Origin of the sequence: Streptosporangium sp. NPDC002524, from assembly GCF_040295985.1 — a bacterium.
GTDB lineage: Bacteria > Actinomycetota > Actinomycetes > Streptosporangiales > Streptosporangiaceae > Streptosporangium.
In genome coordinates, this window is the sequence record NZ_JBEOWK010000006.1 from 240,376 (window position 1) to 257,728 (window position 17,353).

Below are 17,353 nucleotides of genomic sequence, written 5' to 3' on the forward strand. Positions count from 1 at the left end.
ACGATCGACGCCGACGCCGACGCCGACGCCGACGCCGACGCCGACGGTGCCGGTTCCGCCGGGAGCACCTGCGTGTACGGGCCGCCTTCGAGGGCGCGGCCCGGCCGCACCCTCAGCCGTTCTCGCGGGCGAACCACTCGACGGTCCGCCGCAGACCCTCCTCCAGCCCCACGGTCGGCCGCCAGCCGAGGATCTCCGCGGCGGGGGCGGGGTCGGCGATCCTGGCGCTGTCCAGGGCCCTGTCGGCGAGGACGCCGTAGCGGGGGCGGGCCCGGCCGCCGACGATCTTGGAGAGCAGGTCGGCGGTGTCGCTGATGGAGGTGCCCGTCCCGGTGCCGATGTCGAAGGCGCGGCCCGCCGCCTCCGGGGTCTCGCCCGCGGCGAGGAAGGCGTCGACCACGTCGTCGACATAGACCCAGTCGAGGTGGCGCGTTCCACTGCCGAGCTCGGGGGTCCGCCCGCGCAGCAGCGACAGCGTCACGTAGGGGACCAGCTTGCGGGTGTCCTGGCGGCCGGGCCCGTAGACCATGCCGATCCGCAGGTTGCTCACCTGGACGCCCCACAGGTGGTGGAACATCCGCGCGTAACCGTCGGCGGCCCACTTGGACACCGCGTACGGCGAGGACGGTGCCCGGTCGCCCTCCTCGGGCCGGGGCTCCTCCAGCGAGCCCGCGAGCACCACCCTGGTCTCGGGGGCCTCGGCGACCGCCGTCAGCACGTTGACCACGCTGGTGAGGTTGCTGCGCAGCATGGGCAGCACGAGCCGCGGATCCCTGGCTCCGGCGACCTCGCTGGCCAGGTGGAACACGACGGCCGGGCGGGTCGAGCCGATGAGCCACTCGATCGCGCCCGCGTCGGCGACGTCCGCGACGTGCCACGTCTCGCCGTCCGAGCTCTCCCTGGACCGGCGGCTGACCGCGTGCACCCGTGCGCCGAGCGCGCTCAGGCGCCGTACCAGGTGGGCCCCGATGAAGCCACCGGCCCCCGTCACCAGCACGGGCCTCGTACACCAGTGGTCTTCGCTCGCCGGGCTCGGCATGGACGCTCTCCTCGTTCTTTCCGTACGTGACGAGTCTCGCCGGGTGGCTTCCACGTGAAGGGCGGGATCTCCCGCCGGCGGGAACGGCGCCGCGCGACGCCACGCGGACCAGGGGACCAGGGGGAGCCGGGACGGAGCCGTGCCGAGCCGTGCGGGGCCGCGCGAAGCCGCTCGGTCCAAGGAATTCATACCTTGCCGTACGGGATGCCGTGGCGACGACGGAGATAATCCCCCGAAAAGGTGATTCAAGGGGGCCGCCCCCGGAGGGGAAAGGGCAACTACCCCGGAGGGGAAGGGGCCTGCCCCGGAGGAGAAGGGGCCGAAAAACGGTCAGGGCCCGCTCCGAGGAGCGGGCCCTGGTCGTTCAGCGGTGTCTCGTGCGGTGCGGCGTCGGCCGCCGCGCCGGGTGTCGTTACTTCACCCGGTGGGGCGTCGGCCGCCGCGCCGGGTGTCGTTGTTTCACGTGGTGCCGCGTCAGCCGATGCGCCGGTGTCGTTGTCCCACCCGGTGGGGCGTCAGCCGATGCGCCAGGTGTCCCCGCCGAGCAGCAGGTCGTTCAGGTCGCCGGGACCCCGCTCGCCGACGGCCTCCTGGAGCTGCTCGGCCATGAGCTCGTCGTAGGAGGGCCGGTCGACGCTGCGGAAGACGCCGATCGGGACGTGCTCGAAGGAGGGCTCGTCCAGCCGGGAGAGCGCGAAGGCGAGCGACGGGTCGGCGCGGTGGGAGTCGTGCACGAGGATCTCGTCCTCGCTCACCGACGACCTCGGGACGACCTCGATGCCGCCGTCGGCCGCCCTGCGCACCGCCTTGGACGCCGAGGCGATGGGCTGCCCGTGCTCCAGGCGCAGCGTGATGTCGTCGCGCTGCTCCGGGTCCTTCAACGGCTCGAAGGCGTTGTCGTTGAAGATGTTGCAGTTCTGGTAGATCTCGACCAGGGAGGTGCCCCGGTGCTCGGCGGCCTCGCGCAGCACCGACTGCAGGTGCTTGCGGTCGGAGTCGATGGTCCTGGCCACGAAGGAGGCCTCGGCCCCGATGGCGAGCGAGATCGGGTTGAACGGCTTGTCCAGCGAGCCCATCGGGGTCGACTTCGTGATCTTGCCGATCTCGGAGGTCGGGGAGTACTGGCCCTTGGTCAGGCCGTAGATCCTGTTGTTGAACAGCAGGATGTTCAGGTTGACGTTGCGGCGCAGCGCGTGGATGAGGTGGTTGCCGCCGATGGACAGCGCGTCGCCGTCACCGGTGATCACCCACACCGACAGGTCGGGACGCGAGGCGGCGAGGCCGGTCGCGATCGCCGGGGCGCGGCCGTGGATCGAGTGGAACCCGTAGGTGTCCATGTAGTACGGGAACCGGGAGGAGCAGCCGATGCCCGAGACGAACACCATGTTCTCGCGCTTGAGCCCGAGCTCCGGCACGAACGACTGGACCGCGGCGAGGATCGCGTAGTCACCGCACCCGGGGCACCAGCGCACCTCCTGGTCGGACTTGAAGTCCTTCATCCCGAGCTTGACCTCGGACTTCGGGACCAGCGAAAGCGCCCCGCCCCTTCCGGGCACGGACACCGCGGGCAACTCGGTACCACTACTCACTGTCGATCACGTCCTGAATCACGCCGGCGAGTTCCTCGGCCTTGAACGGAAGCCCGCGCACTCGGTTGTAGCTGATGATGTCGACCAGGAAGCGGGCGCGGAGCAGCAGCGCGAGCTGGCCGAGGTTGATCTCCGGCAGGAGGACCCTGTCGTACGCGCGCAGGACCTCTCCGGTGTTGACGGGCAGCGGGTTGACGTGCCGCAGGTGGGCCTGGGCGACCTTGCCCCCGGACCTCCTGATGCGCCGCACGGCCGCCGCGATCGGCCCGTACGTGGAACCCCAGCCGAGCACCAGCACGCGGGCGTCGCCGTCGGGGTCGTCCACGGCGAGCGGCGGGATGTCGTTCGCGATCCCGTCGATCTTGGCCTGCCGGACCCGGACCATCCGGTCGTGGTTGCCGGGGTCGTAGGAGATGTTGCCGGTGTTCTCGGCCTTCTCGATGCCGCCGATCCGGTGCTCCAGGCCCGCGGTGCCGGGGATCGCCCAGGGGCGGGCGAGGGTCTCGGGGTCGCGCTTGAACGGCAGGAAGGTCGTGCCGTCCTCGCCGTTCGGCCCCGAGGCGAACTCGGTGGAGATGTCGGGAAGGTCGGCCGCGTCGGGCAGCTTCCACGGCTCGGAGCCGTTGGCGAGGTAGCCGTCGGAGAGCAGCATGACCGGGGTGCGGTACTTCACCGCGATCCTGACCGCCTCCACCGCCGCGTCGAAGCAGTCGGAGGGGGTCGAGGGCGCCACGATCGGCAGCGGCGACTCGCCGTTGCGGCCGAACATCGCCATCAGCAGGTCGGTCTGCTCGGTCTTGGTGGGCATGCCGGTGCTGGGGCCCGCGCGCTGCACGTCGACCACGATGAGCGGCAGCTCGGTGGTGACCGCGAGGCCGACGGTCTCGGCCTTCAGCGCGACACCCGGCCCGGAGGTCGTCGTGACGCCCAGCGCCCCGCCGAAGGCGGCGCCGAGCGCCGCCCCGACGCCCGCGATCTCGTCCTCGGCCTGGAAGGTGCGGATGCCGAACCGCTTGTGCCTGGACAGCTCGTGCAGGATGTCGCTGGCCGGGGTGATCGGGTACGAGCCGAGGAACAGCGGCAGCTTCGACTGCACCGACGCGGCGATCAGGCCGTAGGCGAGCGCCTGGTTGCCGGAGATGTTGCGATACACCCCGGGGGCGAGCTTGGCCGGCTTGATCTCGTACGAGACCGAGAAGGACTCGGTGGTCTCGCCGTAGTTCCAGCCCGCCTGGAAGGCGGCGATGTTGGCCTTGGCGATGTCGGGCTTCTTGGCGAACTTGGTCTCGAGGAACTGGATCGTCGCCTCGGTGGGCCGGTGGTAGAGCCAGCTCAGCAGCCCGAGGGCGAACATGTTCTTCGAACGCTCGGCGTCCTTCTTGGACAGCGCGAAGCCTTCGAGGGCCTTGACCGTCAGCGAGGTCAGCGGCACCGCGTGGACCCGCCACTCGGCGAGCGAGTCGTCGTCGAGGGGGCTGCCGTCGTAGCCCACCTTCTGCAGGTTGCGCTTGGTGAACTCGTCGGTGTTGACGATGAGGTCGGCGCCGCGCGGCAGGTCGGAGAGGTTGGCCTTCAGCGCGGCGGGGTTCATCGCGACCAGGACGTTGGGCGCGTCGCCCGGCGTGAGGATGTCGTGGTCGGCGAAGTGCAGCTGGAAGCTCGACACGCCCGGCAGGGTGCCCGCGGGGGCGCGGATCTCGGCCGGGAAGTTGGGAAGCGTGGACAGGTCGTTGCCGAACTCCGCGGTCCCGGCCGTGAAGCGGTCACCGGTCAGCTGCATGCCGTCGCCGGAGTCGCCGGCGAACCGGATGATCACGCGGTCGAGTTGCTGAACCTGCTTGGTCACAGCTCAGTCCTCCTCGACGCGACAGGGCGCCGTTGCTCGTGGCACATTCTTTTTTCCATGCTAGATCCTCGGGGTCACGCGTAGTCTTTTCGCGTTCCACTCGGCGAAGGAAAGTGACCTTTGTCGCATATCCTTGACGGCCGCTGAGTCGAATCTGAGTCGAAGCTGGGCGCGGACATCGCGCGCCGCGGCCGTCGCACGGCCTACGGGGGAGTCACGATCGCGGACGGTCGGCCCGACACAGCCCGGCCGCGAGCCGACACAGGTCAACGTGCAGGCGGCCGAAGAGGACAGTTGGGATCACGATGCCCAACTATATGTCCCGTTACGAAGACGCTCTCATCGCCTCCGGCTATGGCCCCATAGCCTCAGGTTATGACAGAGCCTGCTTGTCCAGCACGGTCGACACGGCTCCGGAGTCATAGGTCCGGCCCGGTTCCATCGCGCGCGGGCCGAACAGCTCCGGGACAGTGACAAAGGTATAACCCTTCGCGCCGAGCTCGCGCAGGATGGCGGGTGCCGCGTCGACGGTGGCGTGGTGGAAGTCGCGCATGAGGACGATCGACCCGGGCTTGACCTGGGCGACGGTCCGGCGGGCGATCGCCCGGGGGTCGGAGTCGTGCTGGTCCGCGGCGTCCACGTTCCAGCGCACCACGGACATGCCCAGCCGGCGCGCGACGGAGGCCACCTGCTCGTCGGTCCCGCCGTACGGCGGGCGCATCAGCGTGGGCACCTGGCCGATCGCCTGGACGATCGCGTGCTGCGCGCGGGTGAGCTGGTCGGCGAGCATGGCGGAGGGCAGCGCGGTGAGATCGCGGTGGGACCAGCTGTGGTTGGCCACCAGGTGTCCCTCGTCACGCATCCGCCTCAGCAGTTCGGGCCGCGCGGAGGCGTTGGAGCCGAGGGCGAAGAAGGTCGCCCGCGCCCTGTGGGCGCCGAGGACGTCGAGCAGCCGCCCGGTCTCGGGGCCCGGCCCGTCCTCGTAGGTCAGCGCCACGCACTTGACCTTCGCGCAGTCCACGGTGCCCGCCATGGAGCTGCGCGCCGCGGGCTTGTCCCCGCTCGCCGCGAGCATGTCCTCCTGCGAGGTGAGGGTCGCGGTCCCCACGGAGGCCCGGCGGGCCCGCAGCCCGGTCGCCGACAGCAGCGGCGTCGCGGTCGCGGACGGTACGGCGACCGCCACCCGGCCGGCGACGCCCAGGCCCACCTGCTTGTCGTCGAACTCCACGACGAGGTCACCGCGCGGGTTGAAGCCGATGGAGTCGAACATCGAGGGATCCGGCCTGAGCGCGTTGGGGTTCACCAGCGGTCCCCGCAGCGCCAGCTCGCTCTTGACGAGCCCGGCCAGCGTGGTCAGCGCCGCCCCGTCCCTGAGCAGATCGGGGGAGTCCAGGGCGTGGCGGCTCGCCCGGTCGTACCAGACGGTGGTCCGCGACTCGCTCCAGCCGGAGCCCATGGACTGGCCGATGCGCAGGCGTACGCCCAGGACCTCGGGGGACGCGGCGGCGAGCTGCCAGTCCACGTTGAACTCGGGGGCGGGCAGGGCGCCCGAGGGGACGGCCTGCCGGGTGAACCGGCCGAGACCCCCGGTCACCGTCTTGAGGAGCTTCTCGGTGAGCCGGGGGGCTCCGGCGATGACCGGGTAGGTGGCGTGCACGCGCCGGCCCGTCGTCTCCCCCGCGTTCAGGCTCCTCGTGCTCAGGTCCTGGACCATGGAGGGGTCCACATAGTTGATCAGCGTTGGCTCCGAGGGAACCGGGGGATCCACGTGGGGGGAGGCGGTGGCTACGCCGCAACCGGTCATCATTGCGGCCATCAACGCGATTCCTCCGCCGAATCGCACTTTAGGCATAAAATAACGCTATATGGGTTGATGGGGTATTTGCCTTACCTTGATGTTAAGTGGACGGAGGCTTTAGCGTTCCGCGCCCGCCGGTTTCCCCGCGTGGGGGGAGGCGTTTCCGCGCGTGACGGGAGACGCGGATGCTGCTATAGGTAGGGCGAAGAGCCTCGTACGGCAGATCCTTGAACGTCCGGGCCGTGGTTCTGGATGGTTCTGGGTGGTTCAGGGCTGCGGTTCTGGGGTGTTCGGACGGTGTTCTCGGGGCGCTGTGCGAAGTCCCGGAGCGTTCGGGGGTGCGGTCCCGGGGCGTCCGGGGTGGCGGTCTCGAGGTGTTCGGGGTGTGGTCCCGAGGTGTTCCGGGCGGTGGTTCTGAGGAGGTGAGGCCATGAGCGGATATTTCGGCTCTTATGTGGTGGTCTTCGCGCTGTTCGCGATCGGCCTGCTCATCGTCGCCGGGGCACTGCTCGTCAACCGGGGGCTCCGGCCGAACCGTCCCACCCCGGAGAAGCTGCTCACCTACGAATGCGGCGTCGACCCGGTCGGCGACGGCTGGGCCCAGTCCCAGATCCGCTACTACGTGTTCACCTACCTGTACGTGGTCTTCGCGGTGGACGCGGTCTTCCTGTTCCCCTGGGCGACGGTCTTCGCCGCCCCCGGTTTCGGGGCGACCACCCTGGTCGAGATGTTCGTCTTCCTCGGCTTCATCGCGCTCGGCATCCTCTACGCCTGGCGCAAGCGCGCGCTCACCTGGACCTGAGGGCCCGGCGGGCCCGGATCCGAGAGCTCGGCAGGCCGCACCTGGGAGCTCGAAGGACCGGGGCCGGGGCTCGAAGGGCCGGGCGAGCGCGAGCACCGACTCTGAAGGAGAATGCGTGCCATGGCGGATCTCCCGATGCCCACCGTGGGGCCAGTCTCGCGTCTGGCTCCCAAACCCATGCGCTTCATCCTCAACTGGGGGCGCCGTTACTCGCTGTGGGCGTTCAACTTCGGCCTGGCCTGCTGCGCGATCGAGTTCATCGCGACCTCGATGAGCAGGCACGACTTCATGAGGTTCGGGGTCATCCCGTTCGCCAACGGTCCCCGGCAGGCCGATCTGATGATCGTCTCAGGCACGGTGACCGACAAGATGGCGCCCGCGGTCAAGCGGCTCTACGAGCAGATGCCCGACCCGAAGTACGTGATCTCCTTCGGCGCCTGCTCCAACTCCGGCGGCCCGTACTGGGACTCCTACTGCGTGACCAAGGGCGTCGACCAGATCATCCCGGTCGACGTCTACGTCCCCGGCTGCCCTCCTCGCCCCGAGGCGCTGCTCCACGGCATCATGATGCTCCAGGAGAAGATCGCCGCGGAGAACCTGGGTGACCGCTATGCCTGACCTGCCCGAACCCCCTCGTCCCGCCACACCCGGTCCCGCACCCGAACCAGTGTCCGGTCCCACGTCCGAATCGGCGTCCGGCTCCGTACCCGCGCCCGGCTCCGCGCCCGAACCCACGCCTGGCTCCACGCCCGAACCCACGCCCATGCCCGAACCCGCGTCCGGCTCCGCGCACGGTTTCGCGTACGGCGAGGGGGCCCGGGTGTCGGAGTCCTTCGGCCAGACCACGGTCGACGTGGACCCCGGCGGCTGGATCGGCCTGCTGGAGTCCGCCAGGGCCGGGGGGTACGAGTTCTTCGACTGGCTCACCGCGGTGGACGAGCCGCCGGAGGCGTTCGCGGTCGTCGCCCACCTCTTCGCGCCCGGCTCGCACGCCCACCTGCTGCTGCGCACCCGTGTCCCGCGCGCCGACCCCCGGCTGCCCAGCGCGGTCGGCGTCTTCCGCGGAGCCGACTGGCACGAGCGCGAGACCTTCGAGATGTTCGGTGTCGTCTTCGAGGGCCACCCGAACCTGGTGCCGCTGCTGCTCCCCGAGGGCTTCGAGGGCTTCCCGCTGCGCAAGGACTTCGTGCTCGCCGCCCGGGTCGCCAAGGCCTGGCCGGGGGCGAAGGAGCCCGGGGAGTCCGGCGGCGGGTCGCCGAGCCGTCGCAAGACGCTCCCTCCGGGGGTGCCCGCCGACTGGGGGCGCGAGCGTGGCACCTGAGACCTCCCGGCGGCCGTCCCGCCGCGATGCCCGCGACACCTCTGCCGCCCACGCAGTCCGCGATGCCCGCGACACCCATGCCGCCCACGCAGTCCGTGATGCCCGCGACACCCGTGCCGCCCGCGTAGTCCGTGATGTCCGCGATGCCCGTGATGGCCGGGGGGTTCCCCCGGGGGACCGGAGGTGCCCGTGATCGCCGAGGTGCTCGACGTCGCGGTGCGGCTCGTCGTGATCGTCGCGGTCTTCCTGGTGCTGCCGCTGGTCGCCGGGCAGATGGAGCACAAGGTCATGGCGCACATGCAGTCGCGCCTCGGTCCCATGTACGCCGGGGGCTTCCACGGCTGGGCCCAGCTGATCGCCGACGGGGTCAAGTTCATGCAGAAGGAGCAGGTGATCCCGACCGCCGCCGACCGCCGGGTCTTCAGCCTGGCTCCCGGCGTGGCGCTGGTCCCCTATCTCCTGGTGATGGTCGTCATCCCGGTCGGACCCGGGCTGGTCGGGGTCGACCTGGACGCCGGGCTGTTCTTCGTCCTCGCCGTGATGGGGGTCGGCGTGCTCGGCTCGATCATGGCCGGGTGGTCCTCGGGCAACAAGTACTCCGTCCTGGGCGGGATGCGCTCGGCGGCCCAGCTCATGTCGTACGAGCTGCCGCTGGTCCTCGCGGCCTCCAGTGTCGCGATGGCGGCGGGCACGCTCTCCCTGCCGGGCATCGTGGAGGCCTGGCAGTGGTGGTGGCTGCCCTGGCAGGCGATCGGCGGCGTGGTCTTCTTCGTCGCGGGGCTCGCGGAGCTCCGCCGCCCGCCCTTCGACATGCCGATCGCCGACTCCGAGATCATCATGGGCCCGATGACCGAGTACACCGGCATGAGGTTCGCCCTGTTCATGCTGGCCGAGTACGCCGGGATCGTCGTGGTGTCCGCGCTCACCAGCGTGCTCTTCCTCGGCGGCTGGCACGGCCCGTTCCTGCCGGGGCCGGTGTGGATGCTCCTCAAGGTCTTCCTGCTGGTATTCGTGATCATCTGGCTCCGGGTGAGCTATCCCCGTCTCCGCGAGGACCAGCTGCAGCGGCTCGCCTGGGTCGGGCTGGTACCGCTGGCCCTCGTCCAGCTGGCGTTGACGGGAATCGTGCGGGTCGCCGCGGGATGAACCCCTTCCTCCCGGCCTCTTCCGTGTCGTCCGGGCTGTCCTGCCGGACGGTCCGACGTTCGAAGTGCCCACGCAGGGCAGGGAGTAAATACACTCTGTGACACCACCTGCCAAGGACGGAACGCATGACCCTCGCGCTTGCCGTGGAAAAGGATGAACTGGTCGTCGACGTGCCGGAACATCCGCCGGTGCGGCTGCCGCTCGCCGGAGAGGGCCGGGCGAGCACGCTGCTGATCTTCGGCTACCCCGGCAGGGGGAGGACCAGATACGGCCTGGCGGTGCTCGACGAGTCGGGCCTGGTCATGCTGGAGGCCCCGGGGTCCCGGTCGAAGAGGGCGGTGAAGGCGTTCGCCGCGGACAACGGGCTGGAGTTCGAGTTCCGGGCGTTCGACACGCCGCAGCACGCCAGGGTCGCCCTCGCCCGGAGGTCGCCGAGGTGGCGCGCGGTGACCTGGCGCCGGGCGCCCGCGCCCCTGCCGCGCCTGCGCGTACCCGGCGTGAGAAGCCTCAGGCCGCCCCTGAGCTCACCGAAGGTGTGGTGGCGCGAGCAGCTGCTGTACGTGCTCATGTGGGCGGTGCTCGCCTACGGGGCGGTCTTCGTGGCGCTCGTGCTCCTCAACCTGACCGAGACCCGCGGCGACGTCACCCGGGGGATGGGCGCGCTCGGGATCGCCGCCCTGGTGCTGGCCGCGCTGACGGTCGCCGGGGCCGTCGTCGTGGTCGGGGTCGGCCGCCGCAGGTCCCGCAACCAGACCGTCCAGGGACGCGTGCTCAGGCGCGAGGGCCAGCCGCACTGCCGCCTGGTGGTCGTCCACGGCCGCCTGCTGCTGGAGACCGCGCGCAGGACCCGCGAGCTGGACGCGTCCGAGCTGCTGCTGTACTCGGCGGAGTCCGGGGTGACCGGCCTGATGGTGGGCGGGGACCTGTTCCACCTGCCGGGACACTGGGACCCCGAGGAGGTCGAGCGCTTCGCCAGCGGGAACGGTCTGGCGCTGGAGGTTCGCGCGCTGACCCGCGACGCGTACCTGGACCTGACGACACGGGCGAAGGACGCGGTTCCCTAGGATCCCCGGAGTTCCCGGAGTTCCCCGAGTTCCCCGAGTCCGGGATTCGGGAGTTTTAGCCGGGTCTCCTCCATGGGGTTTCCGGTGTGGACCCCGGCGGTCGCGACCCTCCACCGCCCGCCGGTTAACCGCCCACCGCCTAACCGCCCACCGCTTACTGAACGATCCGCAGCATGATGTCGGCGGCCGTGGGCCGGTTGCCCGGCCGCTTGTCCAGGCAGGCGGCGGCCAACGGGCGCAACGACTGGGGCAGGGCGGCCAGGTCCGGCTGGTGGTTGATCACCCGGTTCAGGATCGCGGGGATGGTGTCCTCCCCGAAGGCCACCTTCCCCGAGGCGGCGAAGATCATGGTCGCGGCCCAGCTGAACACGTCGGTCTCCGGGCCGATCGCCTCGCCGGAGAGCTGCTCGGGGGACATGTAGGCGGGGGTGCCCATGATGTTGCCCGACGTCGCGGTGACCTGGTCGAGGGCTCGGGCGATGCCGAAGTCGATCACGCGGGGGCCGTCGGCGCCGATCAGCACGTTGGCCGGTTTGAAGTCCCGGTGCACCACGCCGGCCCGGTGGATCGCGGCCAGCGCGCCCGCCGTGGCGAGGGCCAGCCGGGTCAGGCCGTCCCCGTCGCGCGGGCCCTTGTCGCGGACCAGCTGCTCCAGGGAGTCGCCCTCCACGTACTCGCTGACGACGTACGCCTGGTCCTCGTTGATGTTCACGTCGAGCACCCGTGCCGTGGAGAATGTCGCCACCCTGCGTGTCGCCTCCACCTCCCGCAGGAACCGCTCCCTGACCACCTGGTTGCCGTTGAAGTGCTCGTGCAGGACCTTGATCGCGACCTTCTGCCCCTGCGGGTTGAGCGCGAGGTGAACCGTTCCCTGGCCGCCCTTCCCCAGGCTGCCGATCAGCCGGTACGGGCCGAGCCAGCCCTGCGGGGCCGGGGTGTTCCGGCCCTGCGAGGCGTAGCCGGGCCGGCCCTGTGTGAAGGGGGCCTGGGGGCCGTGCGAGGTGTGGGTGGGCTGACCTTGTACGAAGGGGACGTGCGGGGCCTGCGAGGTGTGGGTGGGCGGGCCCTGCGCGAAGCGGCCCTGGGTGTACTGGGGCGCGTACTGCGGCGGCCGGCCGTCATGGCGGGGCTGCGACGGCCGCTGGTACCCGCCTTGGTGCGGGTGCTCCGGGTGGTGAGGCTGTGTCCCCGCGCGTGTCCCTTGCGCGGGCGGGTGCATGGCCGAGGGCACGGTGGGCCCCGTCTGGTGCGGGGTCTGGTGCGGCGCCTGGTACGACGTTTGGCGCGGCGTCTGATGTGGCGTCTGATGTGACGGCATCTGGGACGGGCCCTGGGAGTGGCCGTACCCGGGATGTGGCCCGGGGTGGAATTCGCGGGAGGGGTCCTGCCGGAAAACCGCCCCCCTGAGGATCAGCGCGTGGCCCAGCCCGCCGATCCAGCTGCCGAACAGGCCGATCGTCCCGATGACGTCCAGTGTGACCGGGGTGTTGTTGGAATCCCCGTAGGTCGCCGCGATGATCACGAAGAAGCCGACGCCGAGACCGTAGAGGGCGGCGGCGACGGCCAGCAACGGGCTCCGCAACCGGCGGGCGGCGTGGCCGATGACGAACGGCGTCCCGACACCGCAGGTCAGCAGGGGTACCAGTGCCCACACGACACTCAGTGCCATATTGGATCGCGCCGGTGGTTGCGACTGCCAGGCCGGCCCGTACTGGTGGGACATGTGGCGAACAATACGATTTTTTCAGGAGGTCCGCAGTCGCTTCGGTGGGGAGCCTGTGGTTGGTGTTCGGTTATCGAACACACAGTCTGTGGATAACTTCTGTGGATAACCCGTTTCCCCGGCCGACATGCCTTACCGCTCCCCCTTGGCGCGGTGGTCTCCGGGGCCCACGCATTCCCGAGCGCCCCGCTGTGCGCCATGATGTTGAGTTGTGGCACGGATACCAGGAGTGGGACTGGCGAAGGGGCTTTCCATCACCCTTCGCCACATGCTGCGCAGGTCGGTGACCCAGCAGTATCCCGAAGTCCGGCCGGAGTTGCCCCCGAGGAGCAGGGGGGTGATCGCGCTGGTCGAGGAGAACTGCACGGTGTGCATGCTCTGTGCCCGTGAGTGCCCCGACTGGTGCATCTACATCGACTCCCACAAGGAGACCCTCCCCGCCCCGGAGGGCGGCCGTCCCCGGGCCCGCAACATGCTCGACCGCTTCGCGATCGACTTCTCCCTGTGCATGTACTGCGGGATCTGCATCGAGGTCTGCCCCTTCGACGCGCTCTTCTGGTCTCCGGAGTTCGAGTACGCCGAAGGCGACATCCGCAATCTTCTTCATGAGAAGGACAAGCTGGCCGCCTGGGCCCAGACCGTCCCGCCGCCCCCGGCCCACGAGCCCAACGCCGATCCGCCCAAGGAACTGGCCGCCACCTCCCGCCCGGTCCGCCCCCGTCCCGCTCCCACCGCTCCCGCTCCCGCTTCCGGGGCTGCTCCTGCGACCGGGGGCGCTCCCGCTTCCGGAGCCAGGACCGATCCCGCCGCAGGCCCCGGCCCCACAGCCGGTCCTGCCCCCGCCACCGGTTCCGGCTCCGCGGCCGGTCCTGCCCCCGCCACCGGTTCCGGCTCCGCGGCCGGTTCCGGCCTCACCGCGGATTCCGATCCCTCGGCCAACCCTGGTCCCGTAGCCGGACCTGGCCCCGTAGCCGGTTCTCGCCCCGCAGCCGGTCCAGGTCCCGCGACCTCCACGCCAGGCGCGTCGGCTCCCCCGGCCGGAACGCCCGGAATACCCGAAGCCCCCGGAACGTCCGGCCCCCCGGCTTCTTCCGCCGGCTCCCGCTCCGGCTCCGATTTCGGCCTCCCGCAGGGCCCCGGAACGTCCGCGTCCGGCTCCGAAGCGTCCGTGCCCGGTGCCCCGTCTTCGCCGTCCGGATCTTCGCCGTCCGAGGCATCGCCATCTGCCTCCCCCGCTCCCGGCGCCTCCGGCGACCCCGAAGCCCCCAGCGCTCCTGAAGCCACCGGCGCTGCCGACGCCCCCGGCCCGGACGCCCGGCGCGGTCCATCCCCGGGCAGGCCGTCCAGACCGGCTACCTCGGCGGGGCACGCGAGCGTCCGGGCCATCCGGCCACCGGGTGCCCTTCCGAAGAGAAGCGATCCGTCCACAGGCGGGTCATCCGTCGAGAAGTTATCCACAGGCGGGGGTGAAGCACCTCCGGCGGCGGCCACACCGGAGCAGACTCCTCCCACGGATCCGAGCGGAGAGCCCGAGGAGGAGAAGTGACCGAGGTGCCGTCCTACCTGTCGCCGACCGGGCAGGAGATCGTCTTCCTTCTGCTGGGCGCGGTGGCCGTCGGGTCGGCGCTGCTTGTCGTGACCACCAGGCAGCTCGTCCACGCGGCCCTGTGGCTGGTCGTCTGCTTCGGCGCGCTGGCCGGGTGCTATCTGGTGCTCACCGCCGAGTTCGTCGCCTGGGTCCAGGTGCTGATCTACGTCGGCGCGATCGTGGTCCTGCTCCTGTTCGGCATCATGCTCACCCGCGCCCCGATCGGCAGGAGTGCCGACCTCGACAGTCCCAACCGTCCGACCGCGGCGATCGTGGCGATCGCCACCGCGGCCGTGCTGGTCACCGTCGTCGTCGACGGCTTCCGCATGGCCTACGTCCCGCTTGAGCCCGGTGGCGGCTCGGCCGGTGAGCTCGGCGCCAGCATCTTCCGCAACTGGGTGCTCCCGTTCGAGGCGCTCTCGGTCCTGCTGCTGGCGGCCCTGATCGGCGCCATCGTCCTGTCCCGCACGGACATTCGCGGGAGGGACTGACGTGCACGTCGTCTATCCCGCCGTCGTCTCGGCGCTGCTGTTCTCCATCGGCGTGTACGGGGTGCTCGCCCGCCGCAACACGATCCTTGTCCTGATGTCCGTCGAGCTCATGCTCAACGCCGTCAACCTCAACCTGGTCGCCTTCGACGTGTGGTTGCGCGACCGGCTGCACGGCGGGCAGGTCCTCACGCTGTTCGTCATCGTGATCGCCGCCGCGGAGGTCGGCCTCGGTCTCGCGATCATCCTCGCGCTCTACCGCAACCGCCAGACCGTCGATCTCGACCGCCTCCGCTCCCTGTCCGACCTCACCGACACGTCCGGCCCTACCGATACCGGCCCCACCGACACCGGGCTCACTGGCACCGGACCCACCGACACCGGCCTTACCGACGCCGATCCCGGCAACCCCGGTTCCCACTCCCCGCCCCGGGACCGGCCCCCGGCCGAGTCCCGGAGCCTGCCCCGGACACTCACCCAACCCCAACCCCAGACCCAGACCCACACCGAGACCGATACGCGGCGGTCCCGGCCCGAGCCCGGCTCCGAGGCGGACACCAGGCCGGGTGACGCGCCATGATCACTGTTGCCTCACTCGTGATCCTGCTGCCCTTCCTCGCGGCGGCCACCGGCCTTCTCGGCTCCCGCTTCCCCCGGCGGCTCCACAACGCGACGCCCCCGGAGACCGGCGACGACGTCGTCCTCCAAGCCGATGCTCCCAAGACCGGCGCTCTCAAAGCCGGTGTCCTCAAAACCGACGTCTCCAAGACCGACGTCTCCAAGACCGACGTCTCCAAGACCGACGTCTCCAAGACCGGCGCCTCCAAGGTCGACACCTCCAAGACCGACACCGCCGCCGGTCGCCGGGCCGCCTGGATCGCCGTGGTGCCCACCGCGATCTCCGCCGCCCTGGCGATCTGGCTGGCCTACGCCACCTGGGCCGCCACCGGCGGGGGTGGAGTCGAGCCGTCCGCCCCGGCCGGGCCGGCGGGGCAGGGGGCGATCGACGGGGTCTCCGCGACGTTCACCGTCATCGAGACGGGTTCGGTGCCGATCTCGGTCGGGCTGCTGGTCGACGGCCTCGCCGCGTCGATCGCCGTCCTGGTCGCCGTGGTCGCGCTGGCGGTGCAGGTCTACTCCGTCGGCTACATGCGCGGTGACCGGCGCTACCCGTCGTACAGCTCCTTCATCAGCCTGTTCACCAGCGCCATGCTGCTGGTCGTCTACGCGGCCGACCTCCTGGTCCTCTACGTGGGCTGGGAGATCATGGGCCTGTGCTCCTACCTGCTGGTCGGGCACTGGTGGGAAGACAGGGCCAACTCGCGAGCGGCGATCAAGGCGTTCCTCGTCACGCGGATCGGCGACGTCGGATTCCTGTTCGGCATCTTCGTCCTCGGCACGGCGGCGGGCAGCTTCAGGATCGCCGACGTCATCGCCGGGGTCCCCGAGATGTCGTCCGGCACGCTCATCGCCGCGACCATGCTGCTGCTGGCCGGAGTCGCGGGGAAGAGCGCCCAGGTGCCGCTGCACGTCTGGCTCCCCGACGCGATGGCCGGACCGACACCGATCAGCGCCCTCATCCACGCGGCCACCATGGTCGCCGCGGGCATCTTCGTCGTCGCCCGCCTCTACCCGGTCTTCCTCGGGGCCCGTCCCACCCTGGACGTCCTCGCGGTCCTGGCCGCCATCGGCATGCTCGGCGCGGCCCTCGCCGCCCTGGCCCAGGACGACCTCAAACGCGTCCTCGCCTATTCCACGATCAGCCAGCTCGCCTACATGGCCGGTGCCCTCGCCGCCGGGTCCCGGAGCGCCGCGGTCTTCCACCTGATCACCCACGGCGCCTTCAAGGCGCTCCTCTTCCTCTGCGCCGGAGCGGTGATCCACGCGGTCGGCTCCAACCTGATGAGCACGATGGGAGGCCTCAGGAAGGAGCTTCCCGTCACCTTCGCCGCGACGACGATCGGTTTCGCCGCGCTGATGGGCCTGCCCCCGGCCAGCGGCTTCTTCAGCAAGGACGAGGTGCTGGTGGCCATCGAGCACTCCCTGTCCTCGGGGCCGCTGACGGGCGCCGCGGCTCTGCTGCTCTACGGCTCCGCTCTCGCCACGGTCGCGGTGACCGGCGCCTACGCCACCCGCGCGTGGCTGCGGACCTTCTTCGGGCAGCATGCCCCCCAGCCCGAACCCCGCTCCCAGCCCGAAGCACGATCCCATCCCGGACCACAGCCCGAGTCCGAACTTCGGTCCCAGCCCGAATTCCAGACCGCGTCCGGCGCGCCGCACGCCGTCCACACCACCCATGACGTCGTTCACGAGGTCCCGGCCGTTCACGAGGTCCCGGCCACCATGCGCTGGCCCATCCTCGTCCTGGCCGTCCCGGCCCTGCTCCTCGGCTTCGCCCGCGTCGGCGACGTTCACTGGGACGCCGCCGCCCTCAGCCTCGCGGTGGCGCTGCTGGGGGCCGGAGCGGTCTACGCCGCGTGGCGCTCCGACCCCCTGGCCGACCCGGCTCGCCTGCTCGGCCCCTTCCGAGCCCCCTGCGAGCGGGCCTTCCACGTCGACTCCGTCTACACCGCGCTTTTCGTCCGACCCGTGCTGCTCGTCGCACGTATCGTCGTCCGCGCCGACGGCCGCGTGGTGGACGGTGCCGTACGCGGCTCGGGCCGGGCGACCCTGGGCCTGGCGGGGCTGGTCCGCCTGGTACAGAACGGCAACGCCCAGCTCTACGTCACCGGCCTGCTGGCCGGAGTCCTCCTGATAGCGGCCGGGGCGGTGATCTTTAGATGATCTCTCTGCTGTTCTGGGGCATCGTGGCACTCGTCGTGCTGCTCCTCATCCGTCTGGCGGTGACACGCCGTTGACCTCCTCACCGCGCCCGAACACAGAACCAGACCCGACACCGACCCCGGACCCGAAGCCGAGACCAAACCCGAAGCCGGGGCCGGACCTTGG

General features: G+C 70.7%; 14 protein-coding genes and 1 pseudogene. 9 read left to right on the forward strand and 6 right to left on the reverse strand.

The features are described from left to right. Positions 1-112: 112 nt before the first annotated feature. The 5 genes from ABT053_RS12620 to ABT053_RS12640 form a co-directional block, all read right to left on the reverse strand. A complete protein-coding gene (locus ABT053_RS12620; protein ID WP_350969071.1) occupies positions 113-1,039 on the reverse strand; it encodes an NAD-dependent epimerase/dehydratase family protein in 927 nt (308 codons plus the stop codon). Positions 1,040-1,554: 515 nt separating this feature from the next. After that, positions 1,555-2,628 (reverse strand): 2-oxoacid:ferredoxin oxidoreductase subunit beta, encoded by a 1,074-nt coding sequence (locus ABT053_RS12625; protein WP_350969072.1) that lies wholly within the window; start codon positions 2,626-2,628, stop codon positions 1,555-1,557. Next, positions 2,621-4,474, reverse strand: coding sequence for a 2-oxoacid:acceptor oxidoreductase subunit alpha (locus ABT053_RS12630; RefSeq protein ID WP_350969073.1), 1,854 nt, complete (start codon positions 4,472-4,474; stop codon positions 2,621-2,623). The genes ABT053_RS12625 and ABT053_RS12630 overlap by 8 nt, the downstream gene beginning before the upstream one ends. 214 nt (positions 4,475-4,688) lie before the next feature. Next, positions 4,689-4,778: a putative leader peptide gene (locus ABT053_RS12635; protein ID WP_350969074.1), complete on the reverse strand. Its 90-nt coding sequence runs from the start codon at positions 4,776-4,778 to the stop codon at positions 4,689-4,691. A gap of 69 nt (positions 4,779-4,847) precedes the next feature. Continuing rightward, the gene (locus tag ABT053_RS12640) at positions 4,848-6,290 is read right to left on the reverse strand and encodes a polysaccharide deacetylase family protein (protein ID WP_350969075.1); all 1,443 of its coding nucleotides are present in this window, start codon (positions 6,288-6,290) and stop codon (positions 4,848-4,850) included. Positions 6,291-6,702: 412 nt separating this feature from the next. On the opposite strand from ABT053_RS12640, the gene ABT053_RS12645 reads away from it, so the two are divergent. The 5 genes from ABT053_RS12645 (at position 6,703) to ABT053_RS12665 (ending at position 10,605) form a co-directional block, all read left to right on the forward strand. Continuing rightward, on the forward strand, positions 6,703-7,074 hold the full coding sequence (locus ABT053_RS12645; RefSeq protein WP_350969076.1) for an NADH-quinone oxidoreductase subunit A: 372 nt from the start codon (positions 6,703-6,705) through the stop codon (positions 7,072-7,074). Positions 7,075-7,194: 120 nt separating this feature from the next. Then, on the forward strand, positions 7,195-7,692 hold the full coding sequence (locus ABT053_RS12650) for an NADH-quinone oxidoreductase subunit B (RefSeq protein WP_436758505.1): 498 nt from the start codon (positions 7,195-7,197) through the stop codon (positions 7,690-7,692). Positions 7,693-7,837: 145 nt separating this feature from the next. After that, positions 7,838-8,395, forward strand: a complete 558-nt coding sequence (locus tag ABT053_RS12655) for an NADH-quinone oxidoreductase subunit C (protein ID WP_350969077.1) — start codon at positions 7,838-7,840, stop codon at positions 8,393-8,395. Positions 8,396-8,578: 183 nt separating this feature from the next. Next, the gene (nuoH, locus tag ABT053_RS12660) at positions 8,579-9,541 is read left to right on the forward strand and encodes an NADH-quinone oxidoreductase subunit NuoH (protein ID WP_502991745.1); all 963 of its coding nucleotides are present in this window, start codon (positions 8,579-8,581) and stop codon (positions 9,539-9,541) included. Between the two features lie 125 nt (positions 9,542-9,666). Then, positions 9,667-10,605 (forward strand): hypothetical protein, encoded by a 939-nt coding sequence (locus ABT053_RS12665; RefSeq protein ID WP_350969078.1) that lies wholly within the window; start codon positions 9,667-9,669, stop codon positions 10,603-10,605. Between the two features lie 154 nt (positions 10,606-10,759). On the opposite strand, the gene ABT053_RS12670 is transcribed toward ABT053_RS12665, so the two are convergent. Then, complete coding sequence (locus tag ABT053_RS12670) at positions 10,760-12,328, reverse strand: serine/threonine-protein kinase (protein ID WP_350969079.1); 1,569 nt, start codon at positions 12,326-12,328, stop codon at positions 10,760-10,762. Positions 12,329-12,701: 373 nt separating this feature from the next. On the opposite strand from ABT053_RS12670, the gene ABT053_RS12675 reads away from it, so the two are divergent. The 4 genes and pseudogenes from ABT053_RS12675 to ABT053_RS12690 all read left to right on the forward strand — a co-directional run bounded on the left by ABT053_RS12675 (position 12,702) and on the right by ABT053_RS12690 (position 17,188). Next, a complete protein-coding gene (locus tag ABT053_RS12675; protein ID WP_350969268.1) occupies positions 12,702-13,874 on the forward strand; it encodes a 4Fe-4S binding protein in 1,173 nt (390 codons plus the stop codon). Further along, a complete protein-coding gene (locus ABT053_RS12680) occupies positions 13,871-14,407 on the forward strand; it encodes an NADH-quinone oxidoreductase subunit J family protein (RefSeq protein ID WP_350969080.1) in 537 nt (178 codons plus the stop codon). The genes ABT053_RS12675 and ABT053_RS12680 overlap by 4 nt, the downstream gene beginning before the upstream one ends. Position 14,408: 1 nt before the next feature. Continuing rightward, positions 14,409-14,690 (forward strand): annotated as a pseudogene (gene nuoK, locus ABT053_RS12685) (NADH-quinone oxidoreductase subunit NuoK); the annotation flags it as partial. A gap of 290 nt (positions 14,691-14,980) precedes the next feature. Beyond that, the gene (locus tag ABT053_RS12690) at positions 14,981-17,188 is read left to right on the forward strand and encodes an NADH-quinone oxidoreductase subunit 5 family protein (protein ID WP_350969081.1); all 2,208 of its coding nucleotides are present in this window, start codon (positions 14,981-14,983) and stop codon (positions 17,186-17,188) included. Positions 17,189-17,353: the final 165 nt, after the last annotated feature.